Origin of the sequence: Rhabdothermincola salaria, assembly GCF_021246445.1 — a bacterium.
Classification (GTDB): Bacteria; Actinomycetota; Acidimicrobiia; order Acidimicrobiales; family Acidimicrobilacustridaceae; genus Rhabdothermincola_A; species Rhabdothermincola_A salaria.
Window position 1 is genome coordinate 1,126,080 of the sequence record NZ_JAJQXW010000001.1, and the last position, 24,864, is coordinate 1,150,943.

Genomic DNA, 24,864 nt, shown 5'->3' on the forward strand with positions numbered 1-24,864 from the left:
GCCGACCGTCAGCGTTGCGTCGAGCGCGGGTCGGGCGGGTCGGCGACCAGCAGGTCCTGGAGCTCCATGAGCTGACGGATGCCCCCCTCGGCCAGGCCGAGGAGCGCGTCGAGCTCGTCGCGCGAGAAGCTCATGCCCTCGGCGGTCCCCTGCACCTCCAGGAAGCGACCCCCCTCGGTCATGACCACGTTCATGTCCACCTCGGCGGCCGAGTCCTCCACGTAGGGCAGGTCGAGCAGCGGTGTCCCGCCGACGATGCCCACCGACACCGCCGCGCACGCCTCCCTGAGGGGGTTGGCCGCCAGGTCGCCTCGTTGCACCAGGCGGGTCAGAGCGTCGTGCAACGCCAGGTAGCCACCAGTGATCGAGGCCGTGCGGGTGCCGCCATCGGCCTGCAGCACGTCGCAGTCGACGACCACCTGGCGCTCACCGAGGGCTTCCATGTCGCAGACCCCCCGCAGCGACCGGCCGATCAGGCGCTGGATCTCCTGGGTCCGGCCCGACGGCGATCCCTTGGTGACCTCCCGGCGGATGCGTTCGGGGGACGCCCCGGGAAGCATCGAGTACTCGGCGGTGACCCACCCCTTGCCGCTCCCCCGCATCCAACGGGGCACGTCGTCGTCGACGTACGCGGTGCACAGCACCATCGTCTTGCCGGCGGTGATGAGCACCGAGCCGTCGGCGGCGTCGGTGAAATCCCGTTCGAAGGAGACCTCGCGGAGTTGGTCGGGGGTGCGGCCGTCGGGGCGCATGAACACGTCCTTGCTGGTGGAGCGGGGGGTCAGAGGGCGTAGACGGCGCCAGGGCTGGCGACGTCGACCGGGCCACCGTAGGCGGCTGCGGCCGCCCGGGCGTGCGCCTCGGGGTCGGCGCCGGGCACCAGGTGGGTGAGGACGAGACGTCGTGCCCCAGCGGCCCGGGCGGCCGCTCCGGCCATGTCGGCACAGAGGTGCAACACGTCGCCGAGCTCGTCGGCGTCGAGGTACGACGACTCGACGAGGGCGAGGTCGACGTCGTGTCCCAGCTCGGCGGGCGACCACCCCGGACCGGTGTCGGAGGAGTAGAGCAGCGAGGTCCCGTCGGGTCCGGTGACCCGCACGGCGTAGGTCTCCACGTAGTGGTCGGTCCGCTCGATGCGCAGCTCGAGGTCGCCGATGGCGAACGTGCGCTCGGGACCCAGGACGTGCCACCGGAAGGCCGGCTCGATGCCCGAGCTGACGGTGGCGACCATGCGCCGGGTCTCGTCGGTGCCCCACACCGGCACGTGGTCGAGACCCCGCCCGTAGTGGGTGAGGATGCGCATACCCGTGAGATCCACCCAGTGGTCGGGATGGGCGTGGGTCAACACCACCGCGTCGACGTCGGCGACGTCGATGTGGCGCTGCAGCTCGGCGAAGGCGCCGTGGCCCATGTCGAGGACGACCGCAGTGGTGTCACTGCGCACCAGGTAGCCGCTGCAGGGGACGTCGGGGGCCGGGTAGCTGCCCGAGCACCCCAGCACGGTGAGGGTCAGTCCCACGTGATCGCCTCCACCCGGTCGAGCTCGGGACCGAGCAACCGCCTCCCCAGCGAACGGAAGACCTCGACGTCGCCGGAGGACTCGAAGTGGTGGTGCCCGGGTCGCTCGTCACCCCGTCGCGCCATCAGCTGGCCCTCGAGCAGCTCGCGCACGCGGAAGGCGGTCTCGTCGGCGGAGTCCACCAGCACCACCTCTCGGCCCATGACGTCGCCGATGGTGCGGGCGAGGAACGGGTAGTGGGTGCACCCCAACAGCAAGGTGTCGACCTCGGCATCGTGCAAGGGGGCCAGGAGGCGTTCGGCCAGCACGTGCACCTGATCGGAATCGGTCTCCCCGCGTTCCACGAACTCGACGAAGCCGGGGCAGGCGGCACAGCTCAGCTGCACCGACGGCTCGGCGGCCGCCACCGCGTGCTGGTAGGCGCCCGACCCGATCGTGCCGACGGTGCCGATCACCCCCACGTTGCCGTTGCGGGTGGCCGAGACCAGGGATCGCACCCCGGGCTCGATGACCCCGATCACGGGCACGGGGGCTCGCTCCTGCAGCTCCTCGAGAGCAGCGGCCGACGCCGTGTTGCAGGCCACGATGATCATCTTCACGTCGTGGCCGGCGAGGAGGTGGGCGGTGATCTCGTGGGAGAAACGACGCACCTCGTCGAGCGGTCGTGGCCCGTAGGGGTAGCGCCCGGTGTCACCCACGTAGACGAGGTCCTCGTCGGGGAGCAGGTCGATGAGCGCCCGAGCGACGGTGAGGCCCCCGAAGCCGCTGTCGAACATGCCGATGGGTCGGGGGTCCACGGCGGCGAGGCTACCGGTGCGGCCCGACCGGCAGGGTCGGCCGCCGCCGGAGGTGCATGTGGTCACCGAACGCGCCGAAGGGTCGGCCCCGGCGGCGGGACCGACCCTTCGGAGAGCTCAGTGGTGGGCGAGGGTCGTGCGGCCCACGCCGGTGCGGGTCACGGGGCGATGAAGGTCTCGTTGAACAGGACCATGGAGGCGATGGTGGGCACCACGCCGTGCACGCTCGGGTTCCACGCGATCAGCTCGGGCTGCTGCGACAGGATCACGCCCGGCATGTCACGGTCCCAGATGACCTGGATCTCGTCGAGGATCTCCTGGATGCGAGCCGGGTCGTCGGCCCCACGCAGCTCGATGAGCAGCTCGTCGATCTGGGGGTCCGAGTAGCCGGACGGGTTGGCCAGGCTGGTGCTCGACAAGTTGTTGTTGAGCGCCACCCACGGCTCGGCGTCGGCGATGTTCATGCCCCACGAGATCATGTCGTAGTTGGCGTCGATGAACACCCGGTTGATCATGTCGGTGATGGTCGGCAGGACCTCCACCTCGATGTCGAAGCCCACGTTGTTCAACAGCGCCTGGATCGAGAAGGCCCGGTCCTCGGAGCCCACCGCGGTGATGGTGCTCATCTTGCCGTCCCAGCCGGTCTCGGCCTTGTACTCCTCGAGCAAGCGACGAGCCTCCTCGGGATCAGCCTCCACCGTGCTCTCGGTCGCCCACTCCGAGCGGGGACCCATGAGCGAGTTCGTCGGGAAGCCCATGCCGTCGTAGCCGCGGTCGTTGTAGGCCTGCGAGTCGATGGCGAGGCGCACCGCCATGCGGACCCGCTCGTCGGCGGTGGGGCGGTCGGTCTGGTCGCGCACACCGTTGTTCATGAGCAGGAACTCACCGCTGTTGTTGAGGGTCAGGAACCCCGGGTAGCCGGCGTCGATGACCTCGCGAGCCGGGACCGGCAGACGGATGAACCCGGCCTCGAAGTCGTCGGACAGCACCGCTTCGGCCTTGGCCGCGTCGCCCTGCAGGTGAGCGAAGCGGATCTGGTCGAGGTACGGGCCCTCGCCCCAGTAGTCCTCGTTGGCGTCGAGGGCGAGCACCTCGTTGGCCGCGAACTCGGCCAGGTTGGCGAACGGGCCGGCCCCGACGGGGCTGTCGGCCCAGTTCTCGGGATCGGCCTGGATGGCCGTCGGCGAGGCGATGTAGCCGCCTTGGTGAGCCAGGAGGTACGGGAAGCCCGACCACGCCGTCTCGAGGTTGTAGGTCACCTCGAGCGGACCGGTGACCTCCCACGTCATCCCCTGCATGACCGGTGCGATGCGGGCCCGGTTGTCGATGAGGCGCTGCATGTTGAACGCCACCGCTTCGGCGTCGTAGGGCGTGCCGTCGGTGAACGTGATGTCGGGACGCAGCGTGAGGGTCCACTGGGTGAAGTCCTCGTTGGGCTCGAGGCTCTCGGCCAGGTGGGGCACGAAGTCGTTCGTCTCGAAATCGAAGCGCATGAGCACGTCGTAGAGGGCGGCCATCTCGATGCCGCCGGCGGTGCCGGCCCCGTTGACCTTGGCCGGGTCGAGGGTGGTAATGGGCGAGTACATGCCCATGGTGAGCGTGCCGCCCTCGACGGGTTCCATCTCCTCCTGGGTGTTGACGAAGCCGGTGTTGAGTGCACCGTCGTCGATGATCTCCTCGCCGGCGGCGTCGCCCCCGTTGCCCCCGTTGCCCCCGTTGCCTCCGTCACCGCTCTCGTCGTCGCTGGCGCACGACGAGGCCAACAGCGCCGCGAACAACGCGATGGCCATCATGACGAGCCAACGCGGGCGCGTCGACGTTCCTGCTCTGTGCATCAGGTCCCCCCTGGTGAGTAGCGCTCGGTTTCGAGCCTTGCCACTCCGAAACTAGCCCAGGTCGAGTGCCATATGTCACACCGGGGCCCGAACCCTCGACCCTCCCCCGACGCGGGACTGCCCCCGCCGCGGGTCGCGCCGGGGGCAGTCGCTCGGTGCCGGAGAGGTCAGCCGGTGATGAAGGTCTCGTGGAACAGGACCATGGAGGCGATGGTGGGCACCACGCCGTGCACGCTCGGGTTCCACGCGATCAGCTCGGGCTGCTGCGACAGGATCACGCCGGGCTGGTTGTCACTCCAGATGACCTGGATCTCGTCGAGGATCTCCTGGGTGCGGGCCGCGTCGTCGCTGGCGCGCAGCTCGATGAGCAGTTCGTCGAGCTGTGGGTCGCTGAAGCCCGACGGGTTGGCCAGGCTGGTGCTCGACAGGTTCTGGTTGAGCGCCACCCACGGCTCGGCGTCGGCGATGTTCATGCCCCACGAGATCATGTCGTAGTTGGCGTCGATGAACACCCGGTTGATCATGTCGGTGATGGTCGGCAGGACCTCCACCTCGATGTCGAAGCCCACGTTGTTCAACAGCGCCTGGATCGAGAAGGCCCGGTCCTCGGAGCCCACCGCGGTGATGGTGCTCATCTTGCCGTCCCAGCCGGTCTCGGCCTTGTACTCCTCGAGCAAGCGACGAGCCTCCTCGGGATCAGCCTCCACCGTGCTCTCGGTCGCCCACTCCGAGCGGGGACCCATGAGCGAGTTCGTCGGGAAGCCCAGGCCGTCGTAGCCGCGGTCGTTGTAGGCCTGCGAGTCGATGGCGAGGCGCACCGCCTTGCGGACCCGCTCGTCGGCGGTGGGGCGATCGGTCTGATCGCGCACACCGTTGTTCATCAAGATGAACTCACCGCTGTTGTTGAGGGTCAGGAACCCCGGGTAGCCGGCGTCGATGACCTCGCGAGCCGGCACCGGCAGACGGATGAACCCGGCCTCGAAGTCGTCGGACAGCACCGCTTCGGCCTTGGCCGCATCGCCCTGCAGGTGAGCGAAGCGGATCTGGTCGAGGTACGGGCCCTCGCCCCAGTAGTCCTCGTTGGCGTCGAGGGCGAGCACCTCGTTGGCCGAGAACTCGGCCAGGTTGGCGAACGGGCCGGCCCCGACGGGGTTGTCGGCCCAGTTCTCGGGATCGGCCTGGATGGCCGTCGGCGAGGCGATGTAGCCGCCAGTCCACGCCAGCACCCACGGGAAGCCGGACCACGCCGTCTCCAGGTTGAAGGTGAGGGTCTGGGGGTCGGTCACCTCCCAGGTGAGGCCGACCAGCAGCGGACGCAAGCGGCTGGCGCTGTCGTTGTGGCGCTGCAGGTTGAAGGCCACCGCCTCGGCGTCGTAGGGCGTGCCGTCGGTGAAGGTCACGTCCGACGGCAGCGTGAGGGTCCACTGGGTGAAGTCCTCGTTGGGCTCGAGGCTCTCGGCCAGGTGCGGCACGAACTCGCCGGTGTCGTAGTCGTAGCGCATGAGCACGTCGTAGAGGGCGGCCATCTCGATGCCGCCGGCGGTGCCGCTGCCGTTGATCACGGTGGGGTCGAGGCTGGTGATGGGCGAGTACATGCCCATGGTGAGCGTGCCGCCCTCGACGGGCTCCACCTCGTCCTGGGTGTTGACGAAACCGGTGTTGAGCGCACCGTCGTCGATGATCTCCTCGCCGGAGGCGTCGCCGCCGTTGCCCCCGTTGCCGCCGTCACCGCTCTCGTCGTCGCTGGCGCACGACGAGGCCAACAACGCTGCGAACAACGCGATGGCCATCATGACGAGCCAACGCGGGCGCGTCGACGTTCCTGCTCTGTACATCAGGTCCCCCTGGTGAGGTCGTGCTCCATTTCGAGCCTTGCGGGTCCGAAACTACTCCACGCGCGAGGTGGCCGACGTCACACGATGAGACGGGCCGCTCGCGCGCCGGTCCGGCCGCCTCATCCGGCGAGGAAGGCGTCGTGGAACAGCACCATCGAGGTGATGGTCGGCACGATCCCGTGGACGTCGGGGTTCCAGGCGATGAGGGTCGGCTGCTGGGACAGGATCACCCCGGGCGTGTCCCGATCCCAGATCACCTGGATCTCGTCGATGAGCTCCTGGGAGCGCACGGGGTCATTGCTCGAGCGCAGGGGCACTCCTCTCCATCCCGCTCAACGGGACCGGTGCAGACCGTCCAGCACGTGGTCGACGAGGTCTTCGGCCACGTCCTCGTCCACCGGGAGGCCGGCGATCAGGTCGCGGTACACGAGCGGGCCACTGAAGAGGTCGAGAGCGATGTCGAGGTCGAGGTCGTCTCGCAGCTCACCCCGCTCGACCCCCCGCACCAGGATCTCGCGCAGCACGGCGCGCCGGCTCACCAGGTAGCGACCCCAGGCCTCGCGCAGCTCCGGCTGCTCGAAGGCCGCCGACAGCAGGCTGGGCAGGACGTCGCCACGGGGGCCGGTCATCAGCCGCAGCGAGAAGCGCTGGTAGGCGTGGAGGTCGCCCCGCACGGTGCCGGTGTCGGGCACCGGCGGTCGGAGGGTGAGGGTGGAGAGCGCGGCCAGGACCAGCTCCGTCTTCGTCGGCCACCGCCGGTAGATGGTGGCCTTGCCCACCCCGGCCCGGTCGGCGATGGCGGCGATGGTCGTGCCCCGCACACCGTGGCGCCCCACCAGCTCGATGGTGGCGCTCAAGATGGCAGCGTCGGCCTCGGAGTCGCGCGGCCTCCCGGGCCGGCGACCGGCCGGCCCGTCGCCTGCCTCCGCCGCTGCCGTGCCCCTCCGGCTCGTCGCACTCGTCGCCATCGCCTCGATGCGGCGAACACTACGCGTCTGCTTCGACCGACGGCCGGTCCGGAGTCCGCCGCTCGCCGGGCGGGGCTGGGCGGGCACCGGGAGGGGCCGGCGGGTCCTAGAAGTAGATGATCTTCTTGGCCCGCTCGACGACCTCGTCGATGTCGTCGGTCCAGGCGCCGGTGGAGAGGTACTTCCACCCTCCGTCGCACACGATGAACACGATGGTTCCCTCGTCGATCGCCTCGGCGACCTTGCAGGCGCCGGCGAGCGCGGCGCCGGCGGAGATGCCCGAGAAGATGCCGCACTCCTCGGCGAGTCGTCGGGTGTAGACGATGCTCTCCTTGGGGCGCACGATGCGCTTGCGGTCGAGGAGCTCGGGTCCGCCCCACTTCTCGTAGACCGGCGGGATGTAGCCCTCGTCGAGGTTGCGCAGGCCCTCGACGAGCTCGCCGATGGGCGGCTCGACGGCGATGACCTGGATGTCGGGGTTCTGTTCCTTCAGGAACGTGCCGACGCCCATGAGGGTGCCGCTGGTGCCGAGGCCGGCCACGAAGTGGGTGATCTCGGGGCAGTCGCGCCAGATCTCGGGGCCGGTGCCCTCGTAGTGGGCCCGTGGGTTGGCCTCGTTGGCGTACTGGTAGAGGAACGCCCACTCCGGGTGCTCGTCGGCCAGGGCGATGGCCCGCCGCACCGCGCCGTTGGACCCCTCGTTGCCCGGTGAGAGGATGATCTCGGCCCCGAAGACCTCGAGGAGCTGGCGGCGCTCGATCGAGACGTTCTCGGGCAGCACGATCTTGATGGGATAGCCCTTGATGCGGGCGATCATGGCCATGGCGATGCCGGTGTTGCCCGACGACGGCTCGATGATGGTCTTGCCCGGGCTGAGCGTCCCGTCGGCCTCGGCCTCCTCGATCATCTGGAGGGCGATGCGGTCCTTGACCGACCCGGCCGGGTTCTGACCCTCCATCTTGCCGAGAATCCGCACCTTGGGGTTGGGGCTGATGCGGCTCACGTCGACGAGCGGCGTGTCGCCGATCATGTCGAGCACCGATGAGTACACAGCCATGGAGGCCCTTCCGTGACGGTGTCCGCCGGGTGGCGGACGGCGATGTCCCGGATGGCGCCGGGACGAATGTCGACCGTTGTGATCGGGATTCTACCCCTCGACCACCACGACCGGCTCCTCCTGGACCGATCCGTCGACGATCCGGTAGGAGCGCAGGGCCGCCACCCCGGTGCGGAACGACACGATCACGTAGTGCCAGGCGGGGTCGGGGGCCTGGGCGACGTCGGTCGGCGAGGGGTACGGCTCGGTGTGGGTGTGGGAGTGCACCACCCCGAGGATCTCGAGCCCCCGGTCCTCGGCGTCGCGGTCGGCACGGAGGTGGTCGCGGGGTTCGACCGTGTAGATGCGGCTGGAGGCAGCGGCGTTGGCCGTCGGGTAGAAGCGGGTGGCCTCGGTGGCGCCGGTGGAGCCGCCCCGGACGTCTCGTGACGAGCCGTGGCGAACGTCGGCGTCGATGCCGGAAGGAGGATCCGCGGTCGGGCGGAGCGGACCGGCCAGCAGCCCGCACGCCTCGTCGGGCATGCCGTCGAGGAGGTGGCCGACGATGGCCAGGTGGGCGCTCCGAGCGAGGTGCAACACGGCGCTCGACCCTAGTGCCCTGACCGCTCGGATCGGCCGACCCGGACGGGCTCGCGCTCGAACCGCCGCTCCGACCCGTCGTGGCCGCGTCAGTGGCGCGACCATCGATCCCACGCCGCCCGTCGGGCCCGGATCAGAGATCGGCCGACGGCCGTGATCCGGACACGCCGGCCGTCGCGGAGTGTGAGCGGCGCCGGGTGCGGCTCGGCGTTCGAAACCGGAGGTCGGGTGGGGATGGGTTCCCCCCACCCGACCTCCCACCACGGTGCGGATCGGCGCCGGGGTGGCGGCGCTCCGCCGGATCGTCGCCTGTGGGTCGGTAGCCTCGGAGGCTCCATGAGCGCATCGGCCAAGAAGGCACCCAAGATCACCAGCGGCAGGGACGGCACCGTGAAGGTCGTGGCCACCAACCGTTCGGCGCGCCACGACTACACCATCCTCGACACCATCGAGGCCGGCCTGGTGCTGCGGGGCAGCGAGGTCAAGTCGCTGCGTGAGGCCCAGGTGCAGCTCAAGGAGGCTCATGGCCGCATCGACGGCCACGAAGCGTGGGTGGTGGGGATGCACATCTCGCCCTACGGGGCCACCGGAGTGCACGACCTCGCCGAACCGGATCGCAAGCGCAAGCTGCTGCTCAACCGCAGCGAGATCGACCGTCTCAAGCTGCGCATGGACCTCGAGCGCCTCACGCTCGTACCACTTGTCCTCTACTTCAAGGACGGGCGAGCGAAGCTGGAGCTGGGGCTGGCCAAGGGCCGCACCAAGGGCGACAAGCGCCAGGCGATCGCCGAGCGCGATGCCCTGCGCGAAGCGCAGAAGGAGATGGGTCGGGCCCGCAAGGGCCTCGACTGAGCGTTCGTCGGGCTCCCACGAGGGGACGGGCGCTCAGCGGCCGTCCCCCGTGGAGGGGCCCGCCACGAAGTCCTGGAGCCGGTCCACCTTCGATCGCCACCGGGCGTCGAACCTGGCCTCGCGCCGGGCCGCCTTCTCCCGTTTGCGGGGGTGAGCCTCGTAGCGCTTGTGGTCCCAGGGCGAGCCGGGTCGCGCCACCCGGACGGCGGCGATGTAGCCCACCAAGGGGAAGACGAACGCTCCCACCAGAGCCGCGCCGAGCTTGCCCTTCAGAGCCGCCAGGACGGCCACACCCAGGTTGAGCACCACCACGCCGATCAGGACGATCCGGGTGACGAGGTCGTCGTCTCCGTCGTCGATGCCGACCGGCGAGCCCACCACGATGGCCAGGAAGAGCACCGCAGCCAGCACGAAGACCACGTCGACCGACAGTCGGCCCTGCTCCTCCCAGTAGACGTCGTCGAGGTGCAGGACGAGGGCGAACTCGTCGAGGACGAGCGCCAGACCCATGCCGAACACGACACCGGCCACGTGCAGCCAGCCATCGGCTTCGGTGCGCAGCGCGACCAGGCCGCTGAGCACCATCAGCACCAGGCCGGGCACCACGTGGTGGATGTGCACGCCGCCGACGCTGTTGTTGGAGAAAGGACCCCTGCCGGACCGGATCATGCGGGTGATGAGCCGGGTGACCACGAAGGTCACGATGAAGGCGACCAGGCACAACAGCAGCGGGAGCTTGCCTGCGTCGACGATGTCGTCGCGCCACCAGTCAGCCACGGCGACCCCGCCGCCCGGTCAGCGGTGTCGGCGGCACCCGGCCACCCCGGGCCCGAGATGGGTGGGCACGACGGCCCGCGTCCCGCCACCCATCCCGTCGCTCAGTCGTCGGCGCCGGCGATGGGGCCGTCGCGGTGCAGATACTCCTCGATCTGGCCGGAGAAGTCCTCGTCGTTGCGGCGCATCCACTCGATGATCATGGCGGCGTGCTCCATCTCCTCGCGCATGTTGTGCAGGAGGATCTCCTTGAGCTCGCCGTTGTCGCAGTCGTCGGCCCGCTGGCGGTACCAGTCGACAGCCTCGAGCTCCTCCATGAGCGAGCTGATGGCCTGGTGCATGGCCAGGGTGTGGTCGCTGAGTCGTTCGCGGGGTGCGTGAAGGGATTCGCTTGGCATGCGTTCGAATCTAGGCCCGTGCCGTCTCAGTTGCCGACGGGGGCGTAGCGCCAGCGATGGGTGGGCCCGGTGCCGGCTGCGTGCTCCATGGACTGCACGTCGAACCAGATCGGCAGCAGGTACTTCAGGTAGAAGGCGTGCACCACGACGTTGCCGGTGTGCAGGTCGTCGTAGACCTTGAGGCGCAGGCGATCGTCCTTGTCCTGCCACCGCCGGCACGCCTCGAGGATCTCGTCGACCTCGTCGCGCGTCTCGCACAGCAGTCCGAGGTGGTCGTAGCCAGGGGCGGAGAGCGGACGGTCGTGCTCGGCCACCAGGATGAACTGCCCGTCGTCGGGGCGCATGAGGAACTGGTTGCCGCCGACGATCTCGACGTCCATCGTCTCCCAGCCGAGCACGTCGCCGTAGAAGGCGGTGAGGTCGGCGCGCATCTGCGCGTCGAGCGTGCCACGCGGCACCGTGAGCTCCATGTGGTTGAACCTGACCTGGGTCATCTCGATCCCCTGACCCGTGCTCCCCCCGAGCACGACAGCGCCGAGTCTGGCAGACGAGCGCCCCTCGGCAGCGAGGGCGCGGCCCGCTATCGTGGGAACCCCGCCGGAGACAAGGCGGACTTCACGATCACGGGGCTGATCGGTTTCGACGTTGAGACCGGGAGCTGGATCGTGCGACCCGAGTTGCCTCAGACTCGCTAAACGGGGGCAACACATGAACCGCCGATGAGCAGTTCACTCTCGCAGCCTGATCTAGATCAGACCTAGAGAGCCACAGTGACCAGCAATGGCGCACGGGGCCTACTCACCGCAGCCCGGCAACAGAAGCGGGGAGTGACAGCCTGAAAGAAGGCTGACGGCGAGAAAGACCGCTGACCTCGGGGAAAGACCCGGCGGTGGGGCTCCGGCCCCAGCTGACCCGGCAGTGCGGTAACCGTGAGCCGCAAGCTCGGGAATGGTCGTAGCGCGGACAGTTGCCACTCGGCGGACGGGGGTTCGATTCCCCCCAGCTCCACCAACCAACCAAACCAACCAACCAACCAAACCAACCAACCAACCCAAACCGAGCGGCCGAGCGGGCCACACCACGGGGCACCACCCACCACGACCGCTCCTCGGTTGGCGTCAGGTCGCGAGGAGTTCCCTGAACTCCGTGCCGGGCATGGGCCTGCCGAACAGGTAGCCCTGAGCGAGCTGTACGCCGAGCTCGCGTAGCGCAGTCTCCTCGGAGGGGGCCTCCACCCCCTCGGCGACGACATCCATTCCGAGGGTCTCGCCGAGTGCGACGACGACGCCCGCGACGCGCGCGGACCGCCCATCATCGAGCCGACTCACGAACTGGCGGTCCAGTTTGACCGTGTCGGCCGGAAGCTGGGCCAGGTACGCGAGCGAGGAGTACCCGGTCCCGAAGTCGTCGATGCCGATGCGCGCGCCTGCTTCGCGGAGCTCGCGCAGGACGGCACGCGACCCATCGTCCTCGCTCATGATCACGCTCTCCGTGAGCTCGAGCAGCACGGAGACCCCACCGGGTAGGCCATCGAGGACTTCGGTGACGTCGGCGACGATCGCCCGTCCCTGCAGCTGCACGGCCGAGACGTTCACGTGAATGGCGAAGTTGCCCCTGACGAGCCCGTCCCCGGCCCATTCGCGCACCTGGTTGACCGCATCGTGGAGCACCTGTGTGCCGAGGTCGTCGATGAGCCCCGCGTTCTCGGCGATGGGGACGAACGTCGCCGGCCCGATGGAGCCCCGTTCGGGGTGCGACCAGCGAGCCAGCGCTTCTGCTCCGACGATGCTGTGGTCGTCGAGGAACACGATCGGTTGGAAGGCGACGTCGATGTGGCCGTCGCCCAGTGCCTGGCGGAGATCGGACTCGAGGCGGAGATGGTCCAGCGCCGCCTCCTGCAACTCGGGCGTGTAGAACTCGATGCCGTCGCCGCGCAACTTGGCTTCGTGCATCGCCGTGTCAGCGGCCTGGAGGAGATCGGAGGTGCTGCCGCCGACGAGCTCGAGGTCCGGTCCGCCGGCGAGTCCCACGGATGCGGCCACCGTGATCGTGGTCCCGCCGACCTCCACTGGTATCGAGAACGGCTCGGAGACACGCCTCGCGACCGCGAGAGCCTCTTCGACGTCCTCGACGTCGTCGACGAGGACGACGAACTCGTCGCCGCCGAAGCGGGCGACCGTGTCCTGCGGTCGCACCGCGGCCCGGAGTCGTGCTGCGATCTCGACGAGCAGTTCGTCGCCAGCGTGGTGCCCGAAGGAGTCGTTCACCGCCTTGAAGCGGTCGATGTCGAGGAACATGACCATGGGCCGGGCCCCGGTCCGGGTCCTGCTGACGAGCGCATGATCGAGACGGTCACGGAGCAGGCTCCGGTTCGGCAGCCCGGTGAGCTCGTCGAACAGGACCCGGCGCCGCAGGTCCTCTTGGTCGTTGGTCCAGCGGGTGACGTCCTGGGCGAACCCGGCCAAGGCGGGCTCGCCGTCCCAGCTCAACGCCAGGAAGCGGATCTCGAGCACCACGTCGTCGCCGTCCGGGCCGGAAAGGCGGACCTGGACGTCGGCACCGCGATCGTGCTGGCTGGTCCTCCGCAGCACGTCCTCGAGCCTCGGGCGTCCCTCGGGTCGGACGAGGTCGACGAAGGACCGGCCGAGTAGCTCGGTGCCCGGTGCCTCGAAGAGCTTGACCGAAGCGCTGTTGACGTAGATCACCTGGTGGTCGGTGTCGAGCACCAGGACCGGGGAGGGGACGAGGCTCAGAAGCCGCTGGTGCCTGGTGCTGAGCGCGAGGGCGACCTCGAACTCCTTGCGGTCGGTCACGTCGCGAAAGGTGACGACGGAGCCTGACACGGCGTCCTGAGCCTCCTCGAGGCTCCGCGAGTACATCTCCATCGTCCGCCACGAACCGTCGGCGTGGCGCATCCGGCACTCGACCGCGTCGCCCCAGTTGAGCTCCGAGGACGCCTGGTCCAAGAGGTGGGTGGCCCGCTCGCGGTCCTCGTCGTGGAACAGGCCCGTGAGATCGCCGTCTTTGATCTCTTCGCTCTCCCGGCCGAGCAGGCGCCATGCCGACGGGCTCACGTACCGGACCGCTCTGTCGTCGTCGAGAAGGACGAGGATGTCCGAACAGGCCGGGATGAGCAGGGTGCCGTACTCGGCGTACTCGAGCTCCGTCTGCGCCCGGTCGACCGTGGAGTCGTCCCGTGAGCTCATCCGCGTCCGCCTGTCGCACCCATGGCGGCGTTCCTACCCGTCCGAGGCTCTCAGGAGTTCCCGCCGGCCGCCCGGGAACGGCCGGCGCACCACAGATGGGCTCCACGCGGTCGCCTACGCCCTCAACTCACGGCGTCGACGCCTTCTGCGCCGAAGGCACCTCCGGTGATGGGGTCGTCGAGGAGAGCCGTCTCGAGCGGGTAGATCTCGACCAGCGCGTCCGCCGGACCAGGGCGACCGAAGAACCAGCCCTGTCCGCAATCGACACCGGCCTGCGCCAGCACGATTGCGTCCTCGAGGGTCTCGATGCCCTCGGCGACCACGAGCGCCCCGACGGAGTGGGCGAACTCGACGAGCGACCCGGCGAGGGTCCGCAACACCCGGTCGCCGGCCACACCCGCCACGATGGTGCGGTCGAGCTTGACCATGTCCGGGGCGGTCTGGACGATGTGGCGGAGCGACGAGAACCCCGCGCCGACGTCGTCGATGGCCAGGCGCATGCCGGCCTCCCGCAACGGGGCGAGCACCGTGGCCAGCTCGTCGTAGTCGCGCACGGCCTCGTGCTCGGAGAGCTCGAGCACGACGCGCTCCGCCGGGACGTCGGCGAGCAGCTCCAGGCACCGCGAGTCGAGCAGCGTGGCCGGCGAGAAGTTGATCGCCACGTAGCCCGGCACGTCCCACAGGTGCGCCGCCGCGTTGCGGAAGGCCAGGATCTCCAGCTCGAACCCCACGCCGATCGACGCCGCTTCGTCGAACACCACGTCCGGGGCCTTCGACCACTCCCGAGGGAACCGACTCAGTGCCTCCGCACCGAGACGTCGACCGCTCGACAACGACACGATCGGCTGCAGGACGACCGTCGGCCCACCCGAGCTCATGACGGGCGTCAACCGAGCCCGGATCTCGTCACCGCGGCGGCGCTCCTGCACGCCGGGTTCGATCACCGTCGCCGCCACTCGGGCCAGGACCTCCATGATCGCCTGATCACGACGGCTCAGCCCATCCGACGCGAAGCACGCGGCGCAGAACGTTCCGTCCAGCGTGCCGTCGCTCTAGCGAACCGGGACCGAGACGAAGCTGCGGATCCTCGGGAAGCGGGCGGCCGGCAGCCGCTTCGCCTCCGGCAGCTTGGCCACGTCGGGGATCACGTTCGGCAGCCTCCCATCGAGGATCGCCTGGCAGAACGACGTCTGCTGCGGCTGCGTCTGCCCGTCTCGGAAGAGCGGGGTCGCCGACTCCACGACCTCGAGGTGCTGCCTCTGGCCGTCCAGGCGGCTGAGGAAGGTGAGGCTGTGCCCCAGGGAGTCCTTCGCGGCACGAAGCAGCTCGGCGACCTTCTCGTCGGCGTCCGAGCGTGCCCCGCGTCGTCCCATCCCCATGTTCTCGGGATGGGCGGCCCCCGGCCTGAGCGATTCCGTGGGGTCCACCCCGTGCCGTGCGGTGTGGGGTCCACCCCGTGCCGTGCGGTGCGGAACCCTTGGCGGTGACGGTCCCTCGGTGGCGCGCCCCGCCACCCGCCGACCTCGGGTCGGGGTCGATCGGCGGGCCGGCGGGTAGGGACCGGGAGTCCGCGACGATCGGAGAGCCCCATGCCCACGAACCACCTCGACGGTGCTGCTGTCGCCTTCCTCGTCGCCAACGAGGGCGTCGAGCAGGTCGAGCTGACCGAGCCCTGGAAGGCGGTCGAGCAGGCCGGTGGCAGACCCGTGCTCGTCGCCCCCGAGTCGGGTGACGTGCAGGCCTTCGACCACCTCGACAAGGCCGACACCTTCACGGTGGACCGCACCGTCCCCGACGTCTCGCCCCACGACTTCGTCGGTCTCGTGCTCCCCGGTGGCGTCGCCAACCCCGACCAGCTGCGCACCGACCCCCACGCCGTCAACCTGGTGCGCACCTTCGTCGACGCCGGCAAGCCCGTGGCCGCCATCTGCCACGCCCCGTGGATGCTGATCGACGCCGCGGTCGCCCGCAACCGCCTGCTCACCAGCTGGCCGAGCCTGCGCATCGACCTCAGGAACGCAGGCGCCAACTGGGTCGACGCCGAGGTCATGGTCTGCCGCAACGGGCCCAACACCTTGATCACCTCCCGCAACCCGGGCGACCTCCCGGCCTTCTGCGGGGCCCTGCTCGAGGAGCTCGCCGGGGCTCGGGAGCGCACCGCCACCCGGTCCTGATCCCGTTCGCTCGCTCGGGGGCGGGCCGCCGGTTGGTTAGGTTCGGAGCTCGTGACGGACATCCCCACCGACCTCACCAGCGTTCCGGCCCGGATCGGCGTCGAGTTCGCCGTCGTCGACGGCCAGCTCGTCGGATCCCTCCTCCCCCACCCAGGGCTGTGCGAGCGGGGCCTGCTCCCCATCGCCGCGCTCGTGTACCTGTCCGACGCGGTGGCCGGCATCACCATCGACACCGACCCCGACACCTGGGCCTTCACCTCCCAGCTCTCGGTACGCCGGCCGCTCGTCGCCTCGCCCCGCCCGGTCGAGGCCCGGACCACCACGTTGCGCGGCGGCTCGAGGTCGACGACCTGTGAGGTGGCGCTGAGGGTCGACGGCGCCGAGTGGGGGACGTCGATCGCCGGGTTCGCCCGGGTCCCGCGACGCGAAGGCGACCCACCCAAGGTGATGTTCGACCTGGCGGACGTCCCTCGGGACTTCGGGCTCCCACCCCTGGAGGAGCCGCTGCGCCGGGCAGCCGGCTTCGAATCGGTCGACCCGGCGTCGGGGATCGTTCGCGTCGCACTCTCCCCCGCCATCGCCAACCCGGCCGGGGCCATGCAGGGCGGCATCGTCGCCGGGCTGGCCGAGGCGGCCGCCGAGGACCTGGCCGACCACCACCGGGCATGCGGCACGGACCGCCACGCGGTGTCCGACATCGAGGTCTTCTACCTCGCCCAGAACCGGGTCTCACCCATCGCCACCCGGGCTCGCTTCGTGGGCCCACCCGACCAGGGCACCATCCGCGTCGACCTCGTCGACGACGACGGACGGGGCCGGGTCACCACCGCCGTCGTGCTGCGCGTCGGACCCGCCCCGGGCTGACGACGAGCACCCGCACACGACACTCGTACCGAGCCCGCCGGACCGGGCGATGGCGGGCCGCCCTCAGGACGGTGGGGTCGGGGGCGCGATGTCGTCGATGACGAGGCGACGAGCCCTCAGCGCCTCGTACGTCGGCCGGGCGGCCTCGATGGCGCGGCGCACGCGCTCGTCGTCCACGGTCGGCGGTTCGGGATCGGGTGGCCGGAAACCGGCCGACGAGGCGGTGGAGCCGTGCCAGTCCTGCCAGCGCTCCCAACCGTCCGTCATCCCCGGCTCCCAGGCCAACGCCTCTGGCCGGAAGGCCAGACCGACCCGCTCGCACCAGGCCTGCAGCACCGCTTCGGGGCGGCGTCGCACGTCGTCGGAGTCCAACACCACCGCCTCGTGCCCAGCGTCTTCCACCCGGGCGACCAACCGTTCCACCGCGTCGAAGCCCACCTCCTCGGCGGTGAAGTCCGGCCAGCCCCTCGCCAGCGACGGGACCGACCAGGCCGGGTCTCGCACCAGGAACGTGTGACGGCACCCGTCCAACAGCGTGGCGTCGACCGCGGGCAGCGCCTGGTAGGCCATGTCCTTGACGAAGGTGGGCCGCTCCCGTGCAGCACGCAGCAGCTCGGAGCGCACGGCGGAGAAGGTCGCCTCCGGGGCGCTGCACCCGAACCGCTCGGACCGGGCCTCGGGCCCGTCGTAGTACGCCGCGGAGAACGGCTCGCTCACCACGACGAGGTCGCCCCGCTCGGCGACCATGCGCTCGAACGCCGTCGACGCGCTGCGAGGCACGGCCCAGAGGGCCAACAACGGGGGCATCGACCGAGCGTAGCCATCGGCCCTCGGCGGTGACCGAGACCGTCCCGTAGGGTCACCGGCGCACGCGCACTCGCCCGAGGGGGGCACATGGGGCAACGAGACAGCCGCCTGGCGGTCGTGGAGCAGTTCTTCGAGGGACCGCGCCAGCTCGATCGGCTCGACCTCATGACCGACGACGTCGAATGGTGGAACGGGCTCGGCCGGTTCCCCGCCGCCCCGGGCCAGACCGTGTTCCGGGGCAAGGACGAGATCGGTCGACTGGTCCTCGGCCGGGCCCCGTCGCCTCCCCAGCCCAACGGCCGCCGGGTCGACCGCTACGACCTCACCACCGCCCGCTTCGACGACGTGCACGTGGTCGCCGACGGTGCGTACGTGTTCCGCCAGCACACGTACCGGGCCACCACTCGCGCCGGGCGCCCCTACGAGAACGTCTACGGCTTCTTGTTCCGCTTCGCCGACGACGACCGCATCGACCGCATCTGGGAGCACTGGGGCACCCTCACCGCCTACGAGACCCTCTTCCAGGGCCCGCTCGTCGTGCACGACCCCGACCTGTTGTTGCAGACCACGCCCTCGGTGCGGCGGCGACTCGATCTCGAACGCCCCGTCGAACGGGACGTGCTCGAGGAGTGCCTCGACCTGGCGGTGCACGCTCCCAACGGCTCCAACACCCAGCCCTACCGGTTCCTCTTCGTCGACGACGCCGATCGCCGCGCCGCCCTCGCCGACATCTACCGCGCCGCCATGGCCGACTTCGTGGCCCGGCCCCGCACCGACGCGGCCGAGGACAACGTGGACCGCAGCGGCGAAGCCCAGCAGCGCATCGCCCGCAGCGTGGCCCACCTCGCCGAGCACCTCCACGAGGTGCCCGTGCTGTGCGTCCCCCTCGTGGCCGGGCGGACCGACGGCGCCGGGGCGGGAGCCCACGCCGACCGGACCAGTGCGTTCTGGCAGGCCAACCGCTGGGGGTCGGTGATCCCCGCCCTGTGGTCGTTCATGCTGGCTCTGCGCTCTCGCGGGCTCGGCTCGGCGTGGACCACGCTCACGCTCGTGCGCGAGCGCGAGGTGGCCGAGGTCCTCGACATCCCCTTCGAGAAGTGGATGCAGGTGGGCCTGTTCCCCATCGCCCACACGATCGGGACCGACTTCCGACCCACGCCGCGCAGGCCTGCTGCCGAGATGATGCGCTGGAACGCGTTCCGAGGCGACTGACCCGCCGCGACCAGCACGCACCGACCCCCCCCCGGCCGGGGCGCGACGTCCATCGGCGCCCGTCGCGCCGCCGCTGTCGCCTCGACCGGGCGCCCGAGGGATCGAGCCACATCCGTGTCACGGCTACCGTGCCCGCATGCTTCGACATGCACGACGCCTCATGGTGGCCCTCGTCGCCGCCGGGCTCGGCGCGGCCCTGCTCGGCGCCTGCTCCGACGGCGACCAGACGACCGCCAGCGAAGACCCCGCCACCACCGCCACCGCCCTCGGGGACCAGATCATCGCCGGCGACGATCCGCGTGCCGATCAGATCGTGGGCATCGTCGACGAAGCAGTCGCCGAGCTCGACCTGCAGTCGGTGGTGTTCGGCGTGTGGGACGGCGACACCGAGGTGGTGCGCGGTGCGATGGACGGGCCGGGCGCTTTCGCTCCCACCAGCCCGGACGCCCTGGTGCGGGTGGGCCAGCCCATGGAGTCGATGATGGCGACCGTGGCGCTGCAGCTCGACGAGGAAGACGTCCTCTCCCTCGACCAGACCGTCGAGTCCTACCTGCCTGACCTGGTCGACGGTGACCAGATCACGGTGGCCATGCTGGGCAACACCACGTCGGGGACGCCCGACTTCATCCCCAACGAGGCGTTCGTGGCGGCCGTCGACGCCAACCCGTTCCGGGAGTGGTCCTACGACGAGCTGCTCGACTACGCCCAGCAGTCGCCCCCCTTGTTCCCCCCTGGAGAGGGGTGGGCCTACTCCCACACCGACCTGGCCAGCCTGGGCGCCGTGCTGGAGGCGGCCACCGGCCAGACCATGGGCGAGCTGCTCGAGGAACGCATCTTCGACCCGCTGGACATGGACAGCGCCACATGGGTCACGAGCAACGAGATCGGCCAGCCGGCGTTCCACGCCTACACGAACGAACGCGGGGTGTACGAGGAGTCCACCATGTGGAATCCCACCTGGGCCCTCAACAGCGGCAACATGAACGCGAACGTGGCCGACCTGGGGCGGTGGACGCGTGCGTTCGGCACCGGTGAGCTGGTCAGCGACGAGGCGTTCGCCCTCCAGCTCGACCCGGCCAACACCGCCGGGCTCGGTCCCATGACCGACGAGCGGTACTTCTCCTTCGGGATCGGCGTGCTCGGCGACTGGCTGGTGGCCAACCCGAGCCTCCAGGGCTACCGGGGCGTGACCGCCTATCTGTCCGACCCCTCGCTCACGATCGTCGTCTACACCACGGGCAACATCGACAACGCCGGCACCGACAACGACGCCATCACCGTGGCCAACCGCATCGCCGACCTCCTCTCGCCCGACGCCCCCCTCGACGCCCCGACCTGACGAGTCGGCCCCGACGATCCGCACGCGCTTGCGACGCCGACCGCCACCACGAAGCCGCCTCGGCCCACCGTGGGCCATGCTTGTCTGCTGACGATCCACCAGGAGCCCACCGATGTCCGTCCGTCGCCCTGCTTTCCGAGTCCTCGCCGTGGGGCTGGTGCTCGCCGCCCTCGCGACGTCGTGCACCTCCGACGACGGTGACGACGGAGCCACCGCTCCGGATGCCACGGAGACATCCGTCGCCGTCGAGACGAACCACGACGACCAATCTCCCTCGGTCGTCTCCGCGGTCGCCATCCCCGACGGGCAGATCGACGCCGCCCTCGCGCAGTTGCCCGAGATCATCGAGGAGATGCAGGCCCGCAGCGGTGTCCCCGGCGTGGCGGTGGCGGTGGTCCACGACGACGAGGTCGTCTTCGCCGAGGGCTACGGCGTGCGCAGCACCGACACCGACGAGCCGGTCGACACCGACACCGTGTTCCAGATCGCCTCGCTCTCCAAGCCGGTGAGCGCCACCGCCATGGCCAGCCTGGTCGGCAAGGGCGAGATCGCCTGGGACGACCCCGTCGTCGAGCACTTGCCCGGCTTCGCGCTCTCCGACCCGGTCACCACCCAGCTGGTCACCGTCGCCGATCTGTTCTCGCACCGCAGCGGGCTTCCCGACCACGCCGGCGACCTGCTGGAGGACCTCGGCTACGACCGCACGGCGGTGCTCGAGCGGCTCCGCTTCCTTCCCCTCGACGCCTTCCGCGACAGCTACGCCTACACCAACTTCGGGCTCACCGCGGCGGCCGAAGCAGCGGCCGCGGCCGTCGGGACCGAGTGGGCCGACATCGTCCAACAAGAGGTCTTCGACCCGCTCGGGATGTCGTCGTCGAGCGATCGCTTCGCCGACTACGAGGCCCGGGAGAACAAGGCCGCCACCCACGTCGAGGTCGACGGCGAGTGGCAGCCGCTCTACGTCCGCCAGCCCGACGCCCAATCGCCCGCCGGGGGCGTCAGCTCCTCGGCGAACGACATGGCCCAGTGGCTCCGGCTGCGCCTGGCCGAGGGCACCTACGACGGCGACCAGCTCATCGACCCCGAGGCGCTGGCCGCCACCACCACGCCACAGTCGCTCAGCGGGCCGCCGGCCACGCCCGACGCCCGCTCGGGCTTCTACGGCCTCGGCATCGGCGTGGGCAACGACTGGACCGGCCGCGTACGCCTCAGCCACTCCGGGGCCTTCGCCCTCGGAGCGGCCACCGTGATCAACCTGCTCCCCTCCGAGGACCTCGGCATCGTGGTGCTCACCAACGGCATGCCCGTCGGGCTCCCCGAGGCCATCGCCGCCACCTTCATGGACCTGGTCGAGACCGGTGAGGTCGAGCGTGACTGGCTCGACGGCTACGGAGCCGTCATGGCTCAGATGTTCGTGAACCCGAGCGTGCTGGCCGATGAGCAGCCTCCGGCGTTCCCCGCCCCGGCACGAGCCCCAGAGGCCTACCTGGGCACCTACGCCAACGACTACTACGGCCCCCTGGGCGTCGTCGTCGAAGGGGAGGGCCGCCTGGTCATGACCCTCGGCCCGGCACCCGAGAGCTTCCTACTCACCCATTGGGACGGCGACCGCTTCGCGTACGAGCCGACCGGCGAGAACGCGGTCGGGATCAGCGAGGTCACCTTCGAGATGGGCCCCGACGGTCAGGCCACGACCGCTCGGGTCGAGTTCCTCGACCGCAACGGTCTCGGCACCTTCACCCGGACCAGCTGACCTTCACCCCGATCGGAAGTGCCGCGCCACCTGGCGCTCCAGCGCTTCGGCCGGCGCCGCGCCCGCCGCCACCCGGTCGCGCAGCTCGATGGTGTCGGCGATGGTCTGGCGGCCCTCTTCGGTCGACAGCCGACCCTCGGCGACAGCCCGGGTCAGATCGCACTCGAAGAGCGAGCAGGCCCGCGGGCGGTGCCGGGCGTAGATGGAGCACACGCCGTCGACCACCGCCGGGCACGGCAGTGCGAACACGGGCGGATCGGCCGCCACGATGACCTCCACCCCCATGGCCATGAGCGGCGCCCCGAGGTCGCTCTCGTCGCTCAGCGCCAAGTGGCTCAGCAAGGTGCCGTCGCAGCACAGACCGCAGCCGACGCACAGCGACGGGGAATCGGGGATCGACTCGCCGCTCATGGCCCAACCATCGCGCACGCGGCCGTCAGGCGTCATCCCGCCGCCTCGGTGGAGGGGCCCACCAGCTCCGCCGCCATCCGGGCCCACTGGATCGGCCCGGCGTCGGGCATGTAGGCGCGGGCGATGGCGATGCCGATCTCGGCCAGGGCCGTCTCGTCCGGGAAGACCAGGTGGATGGCCCGGAACTCGGGTTTGAACTTGGCCTTGAAGCGCAGCAGCGAGCGGAAGCCGTAGTACGGCTCGAGGGTGTCACCGAGCAGGTCGAGCAGGGCCTGCAGCACCCGTTGGTCGCTGTCGCCGGCCGCGGTGTCGGGGGCCTTGGCCAGCGGCGCCGCCGACAGCGACAGGAACTCGTAGCCCTCCTCCTGGAACTGCAGGGCGCTGGCTCCGATCAGGAACTCCATGACGGGTCGGAAGGCACCGCCCTCGCGCCGGCGCATGAGATCGACGGTCCAGCCCACGACCTCGCCGTCGCGGGCCACCGGCAGCCACGAGGTGAACCCCTCGACGGTGCGATCGGCATCGATCGCCAGGTGCAGCCGGACCTCGGGGTCGTCGGCCTCGGCCAGCGTGCCGAGCGTGAAGCCCATCTCGGGCAGCGCCTTGTCGGAGACCCAGCCCTGGCTGATGACCCGCAGCTGGTCGGCGATGGCGGGCGGGCAGTCCGCCCAACGGGTCACCTCGAGCACCACCTCCTGCTTGCCGGCCTTGTTGATGGCGGTGCGCACGTCCTGCCAGGCCTTGCCCTTGAACTCGAGTCCGGGGAGCGGGACCACGGCGTCCTCGCCGACCTGCACCGCCTTCCAACCCTGCGCGCCGGCGTCGGCCACGGTGTCGGCACCCGCAGCGAACAGGCACGGGGTCCACCCCCGCAGCTCGCAGTACTCGTCGAAGCGGGCCAGGGCGTCGGCCCGCTCGGCCGCGGGACCCACGGGGTCGCCCAGGCAGAGGGCGACCGTGCCCACCACCCGGTAGCCGATCGCGGTCGTCCCCGACGGCGCGAACCAGACGGTGGTGCCGGGCCAGGTGAGCATCCACTCGATCGACGAGGTGCTGGGCGAGTCCCGCAGCAGACGGCGGATGCGCTCGTCCTGGTCGGGCGGCGACGGCGTGCGCCGCGAGGCGTACATCGCCCCCACGAGGGTGACGAGGATGGCCCCGGCCCACACGGCGGCGATCGAGTCGAGGAAGAGGCGCGCCGCGTCGGTGAGGGGTTCGACCGCATCGGTGGAGAACGTCACGCGGTCGGCGAACTCCTCGAACGCCGTCGCCACCGTGAGAGGGGGCGCCACATCGTCTTGGAGGACCACGAAACCGAGCACGGTGTACACGAACAGCACGACCAGGACCACGAGCAGGCGGCGCACCACCCGGGCCGTGGTGCCCTCGGGGGCTCGGGCCGTGAAGGCTCCCACCGTCACGGCCAGCAGGACGGCCTGCAACCCGAGGAGCACGAGGTCGGCACGGGTCTCCGCGCTGTCGGGACCAGCCAGCAAACCGACGACGCCGAGCACGGTGGGCACTGCGGTGAACCACCACGCGACGCGCTTGCCGCGCCGCAACCCGTCGGCGGTCACCAACCAGAACAGCGCCACCACCACCACGCCGAGGGAGAGCCCGACGGGTTGGTACCGGTCGCCGCCGTCGTGGAAGGGTCCGCCGTTGCCGGGGAACGCCGCCTCGACGAGGTTGGCGACGGCGAAGACGGCGACGACCAGCGCCACCGACGCCCGCTGGGTCCGGCGACCGAAGTGCCACTCGGGCCACCGGGGTGCCCGCCCCACCAGGAGCGGCCCGGCGACCAGGCCGATACCCCATCCGAGCAGGTGCTCGAGGTCCCACAGCAGGCCGGAGCCCAACAACATGGCCACGAGGTACGCGCTGGCGGCGACGCGGACCCGGGTGCGCCAGACCGGTTGCATCACGGCGGTGAGGGCACCGAGCGCGGCGAACCCGCCGGCCGAGAGACCGAGGTCGAGACGGTCCGCCAGCTCGGCCGCCCATGTCCAGCCGGAGTCCTGGAAGGGCGCCAAGAGGGCGGCCGCCGCCAGGGCGGCCAGGACCTGGCCACCCACCACGACCACCAGGGTGCGCCAGGCTCCGACCCTCCGCTCGTAGGTGCCGGCGACCACGGCCACCAGCACGAGGATGGGGGCGTAGAGGACCAACTGGGGCGTCAGGAACCCACCCGTGAGGAAGTTCCACGGCTCACCGTCCTGCCATGCGGGCAGCCCGTAGCCGAACCGGTCGTACAGGGCCGGATCCTCGGCGGCGTCGTTCCACAGCGCCCCGGTGAGCACGCTGGCGACGGTGATCGTCACCAACAGCAGCGAGGTGGCTGGATGGGTCCGCACCACCGACACCAGCCGGTCGAGCACGGACCCGTACCCTGCCGCGCCTGCGGGTTGCGTGGCCTCGGGGTCGGACATCGGGCGAGACTAGGCGACGAAGGTCGATCGCCGACCGGGATGGACGCAGCCGAAC

General features: G+C 70.5%; 24 protein-coding genes and 1 other RNA gene. 7 read left to right on the forward strand and 18 right to left on the reverse strand.

Annotated features, from left to right (window positions below; genetic code table 11):
- Positions 1-8 precede the first annotated feature (8 nt).
- The 9 genes from rph to LUW87_RS05335 all read right to left on the reverse strand — a co-directional run bounded on the left by rph (position 9) and on the right by LUW87_RS05335 (position 8,590).
- Entirely contained in the window at positions 9-752 is a 744-nt protein-coding gene (gene rph / locus LUW87_RS05295) for a ribonuclease PH (protein ID WP_232670029.1), read from the reverse strand.
- 29 nt (positions 753-781) lie between these two features.
- The gene (locus LUW87_RS05300; RefSeq protein WP_232670030.1) at positions 782-1,519 is read right to left on the reverse strand and encodes an MBL fold metallo-hydrolase; all 738 of its coding nucleotides are present in this window, start codon (positions 1,517-1,519) and stop codon (positions 782-784) included.
- Positions 1,510-2,316, reverse strand: coding sequence for a glutamate racemase (gene murI, locus LUW87_RS05305; protein WP_232670031.1), 807 nt, complete (start codon positions 2,314-2,316; stop codon positions 1,510-1,512). Before murI ends, LUW87_RS05300 begins: the two co-directional genes overlap by 10 nt.
- A gap of 158 nt (positions 2,317-2,474) precedes the next feature.
- Entirely contained in the window at positions 2,475-4,106 is a 1,632-nt protein-coding gene (locus tag LUW87_RS05310) for an ABC transporter substrate-binding protein (protein WP_232670033.1), read from the reverse strand.
- A 212-nt stretch (positions 4,107-4,318) separates the two neighbouring features.
- Positions 4,319-5,986, reverse strand: a complete 1,668-nt coding sequence (locus tag LUW87_RS05315) for an ABC transporter substrate-binding protein (RefSeq protein WP_232670034.1) — start codon at positions 5,984-5,986, stop codon at positions 4,319-4,321.
- 119 nt (positions 5,987-6,105) lie between these two features.
- Positions 6,106-6,276 (reverse strand): hypothetical protein, encoded by a 171-nt coding sequence (locus LUW87_RS05320; protein ID WP_232670036.1) that lies wholly within the window; start codon positions 6,274-6,276, stop codon positions 6,106-6,108.
- Positions 6,277-6,318: 42 nt separating this feature from the next.
- Positions 6,319-6,843, reverse strand: coding sequence for a TetR/AcrR family transcriptional regulator (locus LUW87_RS05325; protein ID WP_232670038.1), 525 nt, complete (start codon positions 6,841-6,843; stop codon positions 6,319-6,321).
- 217 nt (positions 6,844-7,060) lie between these two features.
- Positions 7,061-8,011 (reverse strand): PLP-dependent cysteine synthase family protein, encoded by a 951-nt coding sequence (locus LUW87_RS05330; protein ID WP_232670039.1) that lies wholly within the window; start codon positions 8,009-8,011, stop codon positions 7,061-7,063.
- A gap of 90 nt (positions 8,012-8,101) precedes the next feature.
- Positions 8,102-8,590 carry a M67 family metallopeptidase gene (locus LUW87_RS05335; RefSeq protein ID WP_346742399.1) on the reverse strand — a complete coding sequence of 163 codons (489 nt, stop codon included), beginning with the start codon at positions 8,588-8,590 and terminating at the stop codon, positions 8,102-8,104.
- A gap of 336 nt (positions 8,591-8,926) precedes the next feature.
- On the opposite strand from LUW87_RS05335, the gene smpB reads away from it, so the two are divergent.
- A complete protein-coding gene (gene smpB, locus LUW87_RS05340; protein WP_232670041.1) occupies positions 8,927-9,442 on the forward strand; it encodes an SsrA-binding protein SmpB in 516 nt (171 codons plus the stop codon).
- 33 nt (positions 9,443-9,475) lie between these two features.
- Here the strand turns inward: smpB and LUW87_RS05345 are convergent, their stop codons facing one another.
- From LUW87_RS05345 to LUW87_RS05355, 3 genes are all read right to left on the reverse strand, one after another.
- The gene (locus LUW87_RS05345) at positions 9,476-10,219 is read right to left on the reverse strand and encodes a hypothetical protein (protein WP_232670042.1); all 744 of its coding nucleotides are present in this window, start codon (positions 10,217-10,219) and stop codon (positions 9,476-9,478) included.
- A 101-nt stretch (positions 10,220-10,320) separates the two neighbouring features.
- Complete coding sequence (locus LUW87_RS05350; protein ID WP_232670043.1) at positions 10,321-10,614, reverse strand: ferritin family protein; 294 nt, start codon at positions 10,612-10,614, stop codon at positions 10,321-10,323.
- A 26-nt stretch (positions 10,615-10,640) separates the two neighbouring features.
- Positions 10,641-11,108, reverse strand: a complete 468-nt coding sequence (locus LUW87_RS05355; RefSeq protein WP_232670044.1) for a VOC family protein — start codon at positions 11,106-11,108, stop codon at positions 10,641-10,643.
- A gap of 131 nt (positions 11,109-11,239) precedes the next feature.
- On the opposite strand from LUW87_RS05355, the gene ssrA reads away from it, so the two are divergent.
- Positions 11,240-11,625: a transfer-messenger RNA gene (gene ssrA, locus LUW87_RS05360) on the forward strand.
- Between the two features lie 107 nt (positions 11,626-11,732).
- Here the strand turns inward: ssrA and LUW87_RS05365 are convergent.
- From LUW87_RS05365 to LUW87_RS05375, 3 genes are all read right to left on the reverse strand, one after another.
- Positions 11,733-13,820, reverse strand: coding sequence for a putative bifunctional diguanylate cyclase/phosphodiesterase (locus LUW87_RS05365; protein ID WP_232670045.1), 2,088 nt, complete (start codon positions 13,818-13,820; stop codon positions 11,733-11,735).
- A 122-nt stretch (positions 13,821-13,942) separates the two neighbouring features.
- Positions 13,943-14,794, reverse strand: coding sequence for an EAL domain-containing protein (locus LUW87_RS05370; protein ID WP_232670046.1), 852 nt, complete (start codon positions 14,792-14,794; stop codon positions 13,943-13,945).
- Between the two features lie 78 nt (positions 14,795-14,872).
- Positions 14,873-15,193 carry a hypothetical protein gene (locus LUW87_RS05375; protein WP_232670047.1) on the reverse strand — a complete coding sequence of 107 codons (321 nt, stop codon included), beginning with the start codon at positions 15,191-15,193 and terminating at the stop codon, positions 14,873-14,875.
- A gap of 216 nt (positions 15,194-15,409) precedes the next feature.
- Here LUW87_RS05375 and LUW87_RS05380 point away from each other — a divergent pair, with 216 nt between their 5' ends.
- Positions 15,410-15,994 (forward strand): type 1 glutamine amidotransferase domain-containing protein, encoded by a 585-nt coding sequence (locus tag LUW87_RS05380; protein ID WP_232670048.1) that lies wholly within the window; start codon positions 15,410-15,412, stop codon positions 15,992-15,994.
- Positions 15,995-16,045: 51 nt separating this feature from the next.
- Entirely contained in the window at positions 16,046-16,858 is an 813-nt protein-coding gene (locus tag LUW87_RS05385) for a hypothetical protein (RefSeq protein ID WP_232670049.1), read from the forward strand.
- Positions 16,859-16,921: 63 nt separating this feature from the next.
- Here the strand turns inward: LUW87_RS05385 and LUW87_RS05390 are convergent, their stop codons facing one another.
- Positions 16,922-17,665: a sulfotransferase-like domain-containing protein gene (locus tag LUW87_RS05390; protein WP_232670050.1), complete on the reverse strand. Its 744-nt coding sequence runs from the start codon at positions 17,663-17,665 to the stop codon at positions 16,922-16,924.
- A 537-nt stretch (positions 17,666-18,202) separates the two neighbouring features.
- Between LUW87_RS05390 and LUW87_RS19090 the strand changes: the two genes are divergently transcribed.
- The 3 genes from LUW87_RS19090 to LUW87_RS05405 all read left to right on the forward strand — a co-directional run bounded on the left by LUW87_RS19090 (position 18,203) and on the right by LUW87_RS05405 (position 21,969).
- Positions 18,203-18,877 (forward strand): nitroreductase family protein, encoded by a 675-nt coding sequence (locus LUW87_RS19090; RefSeq protein WP_346742423.1) that lies wholly within the window; start codon positions 18,203-18,205, stop codon positions 18,875-18,877.
- Between the two features lie 136 nt (positions 18,878-19,013).
- On the forward strand, positions 19,014-20,216 hold the full coding sequence (locus tag LUW87_RS05400) for a serine hydrolase domain-containing protein (protein ID WP_232670052.1): 1,203 nt from the start codon (positions 19,014-19,016) through the stop codon (positions 20,214-20,216).
- Positions 20,217-20,328: 112 nt separating this feature from the next.
- On the forward strand, positions 20,329-21,969 hold the full coding sequence (locus tag LUW87_RS05405) for a serine hydrolase (protein ID WP_232670053.1): 1,641 nt from the start codon (positions 20,329-20,331) through the stop codon (positions 21,967-21,969).
- Positions 21,970-21,972: 3 nt separating this feature from the next.
- Here the strand turns inward: LUW87_RS05405 and LUW87_RS05410 are convergent, their stop codons facing one another.
- Both LUW87_RS05410 and LUW87_RS05415 read right to left on the reverse strand, forming a co-directional pair.
- Entirely contained in the window at positions 21,973-22,380 is a 408-nt protein-coding gene (locus LUW87_RS05410) for a hypothetical protein (protein ID WP_232670054.1), read from the reverse strand.
- Between the two features lie 32 nt (positions 22,381-22,412).
- On the reverse strand, positions 22,413-24,809 hold the full coding sequence (locus tag LUW87_RS05415) for a bifunctional lysylphosphatidylglycerol flippase/synthetase MprF (RefSeq protein ID WP_232670055.1): 2,397 nt from the start codon (positions 24,807-24,809) through the stop codon (positions 22,413-22,415).
- Positions 24,810-24,864 lie beyond the last annotated feature (55 nt).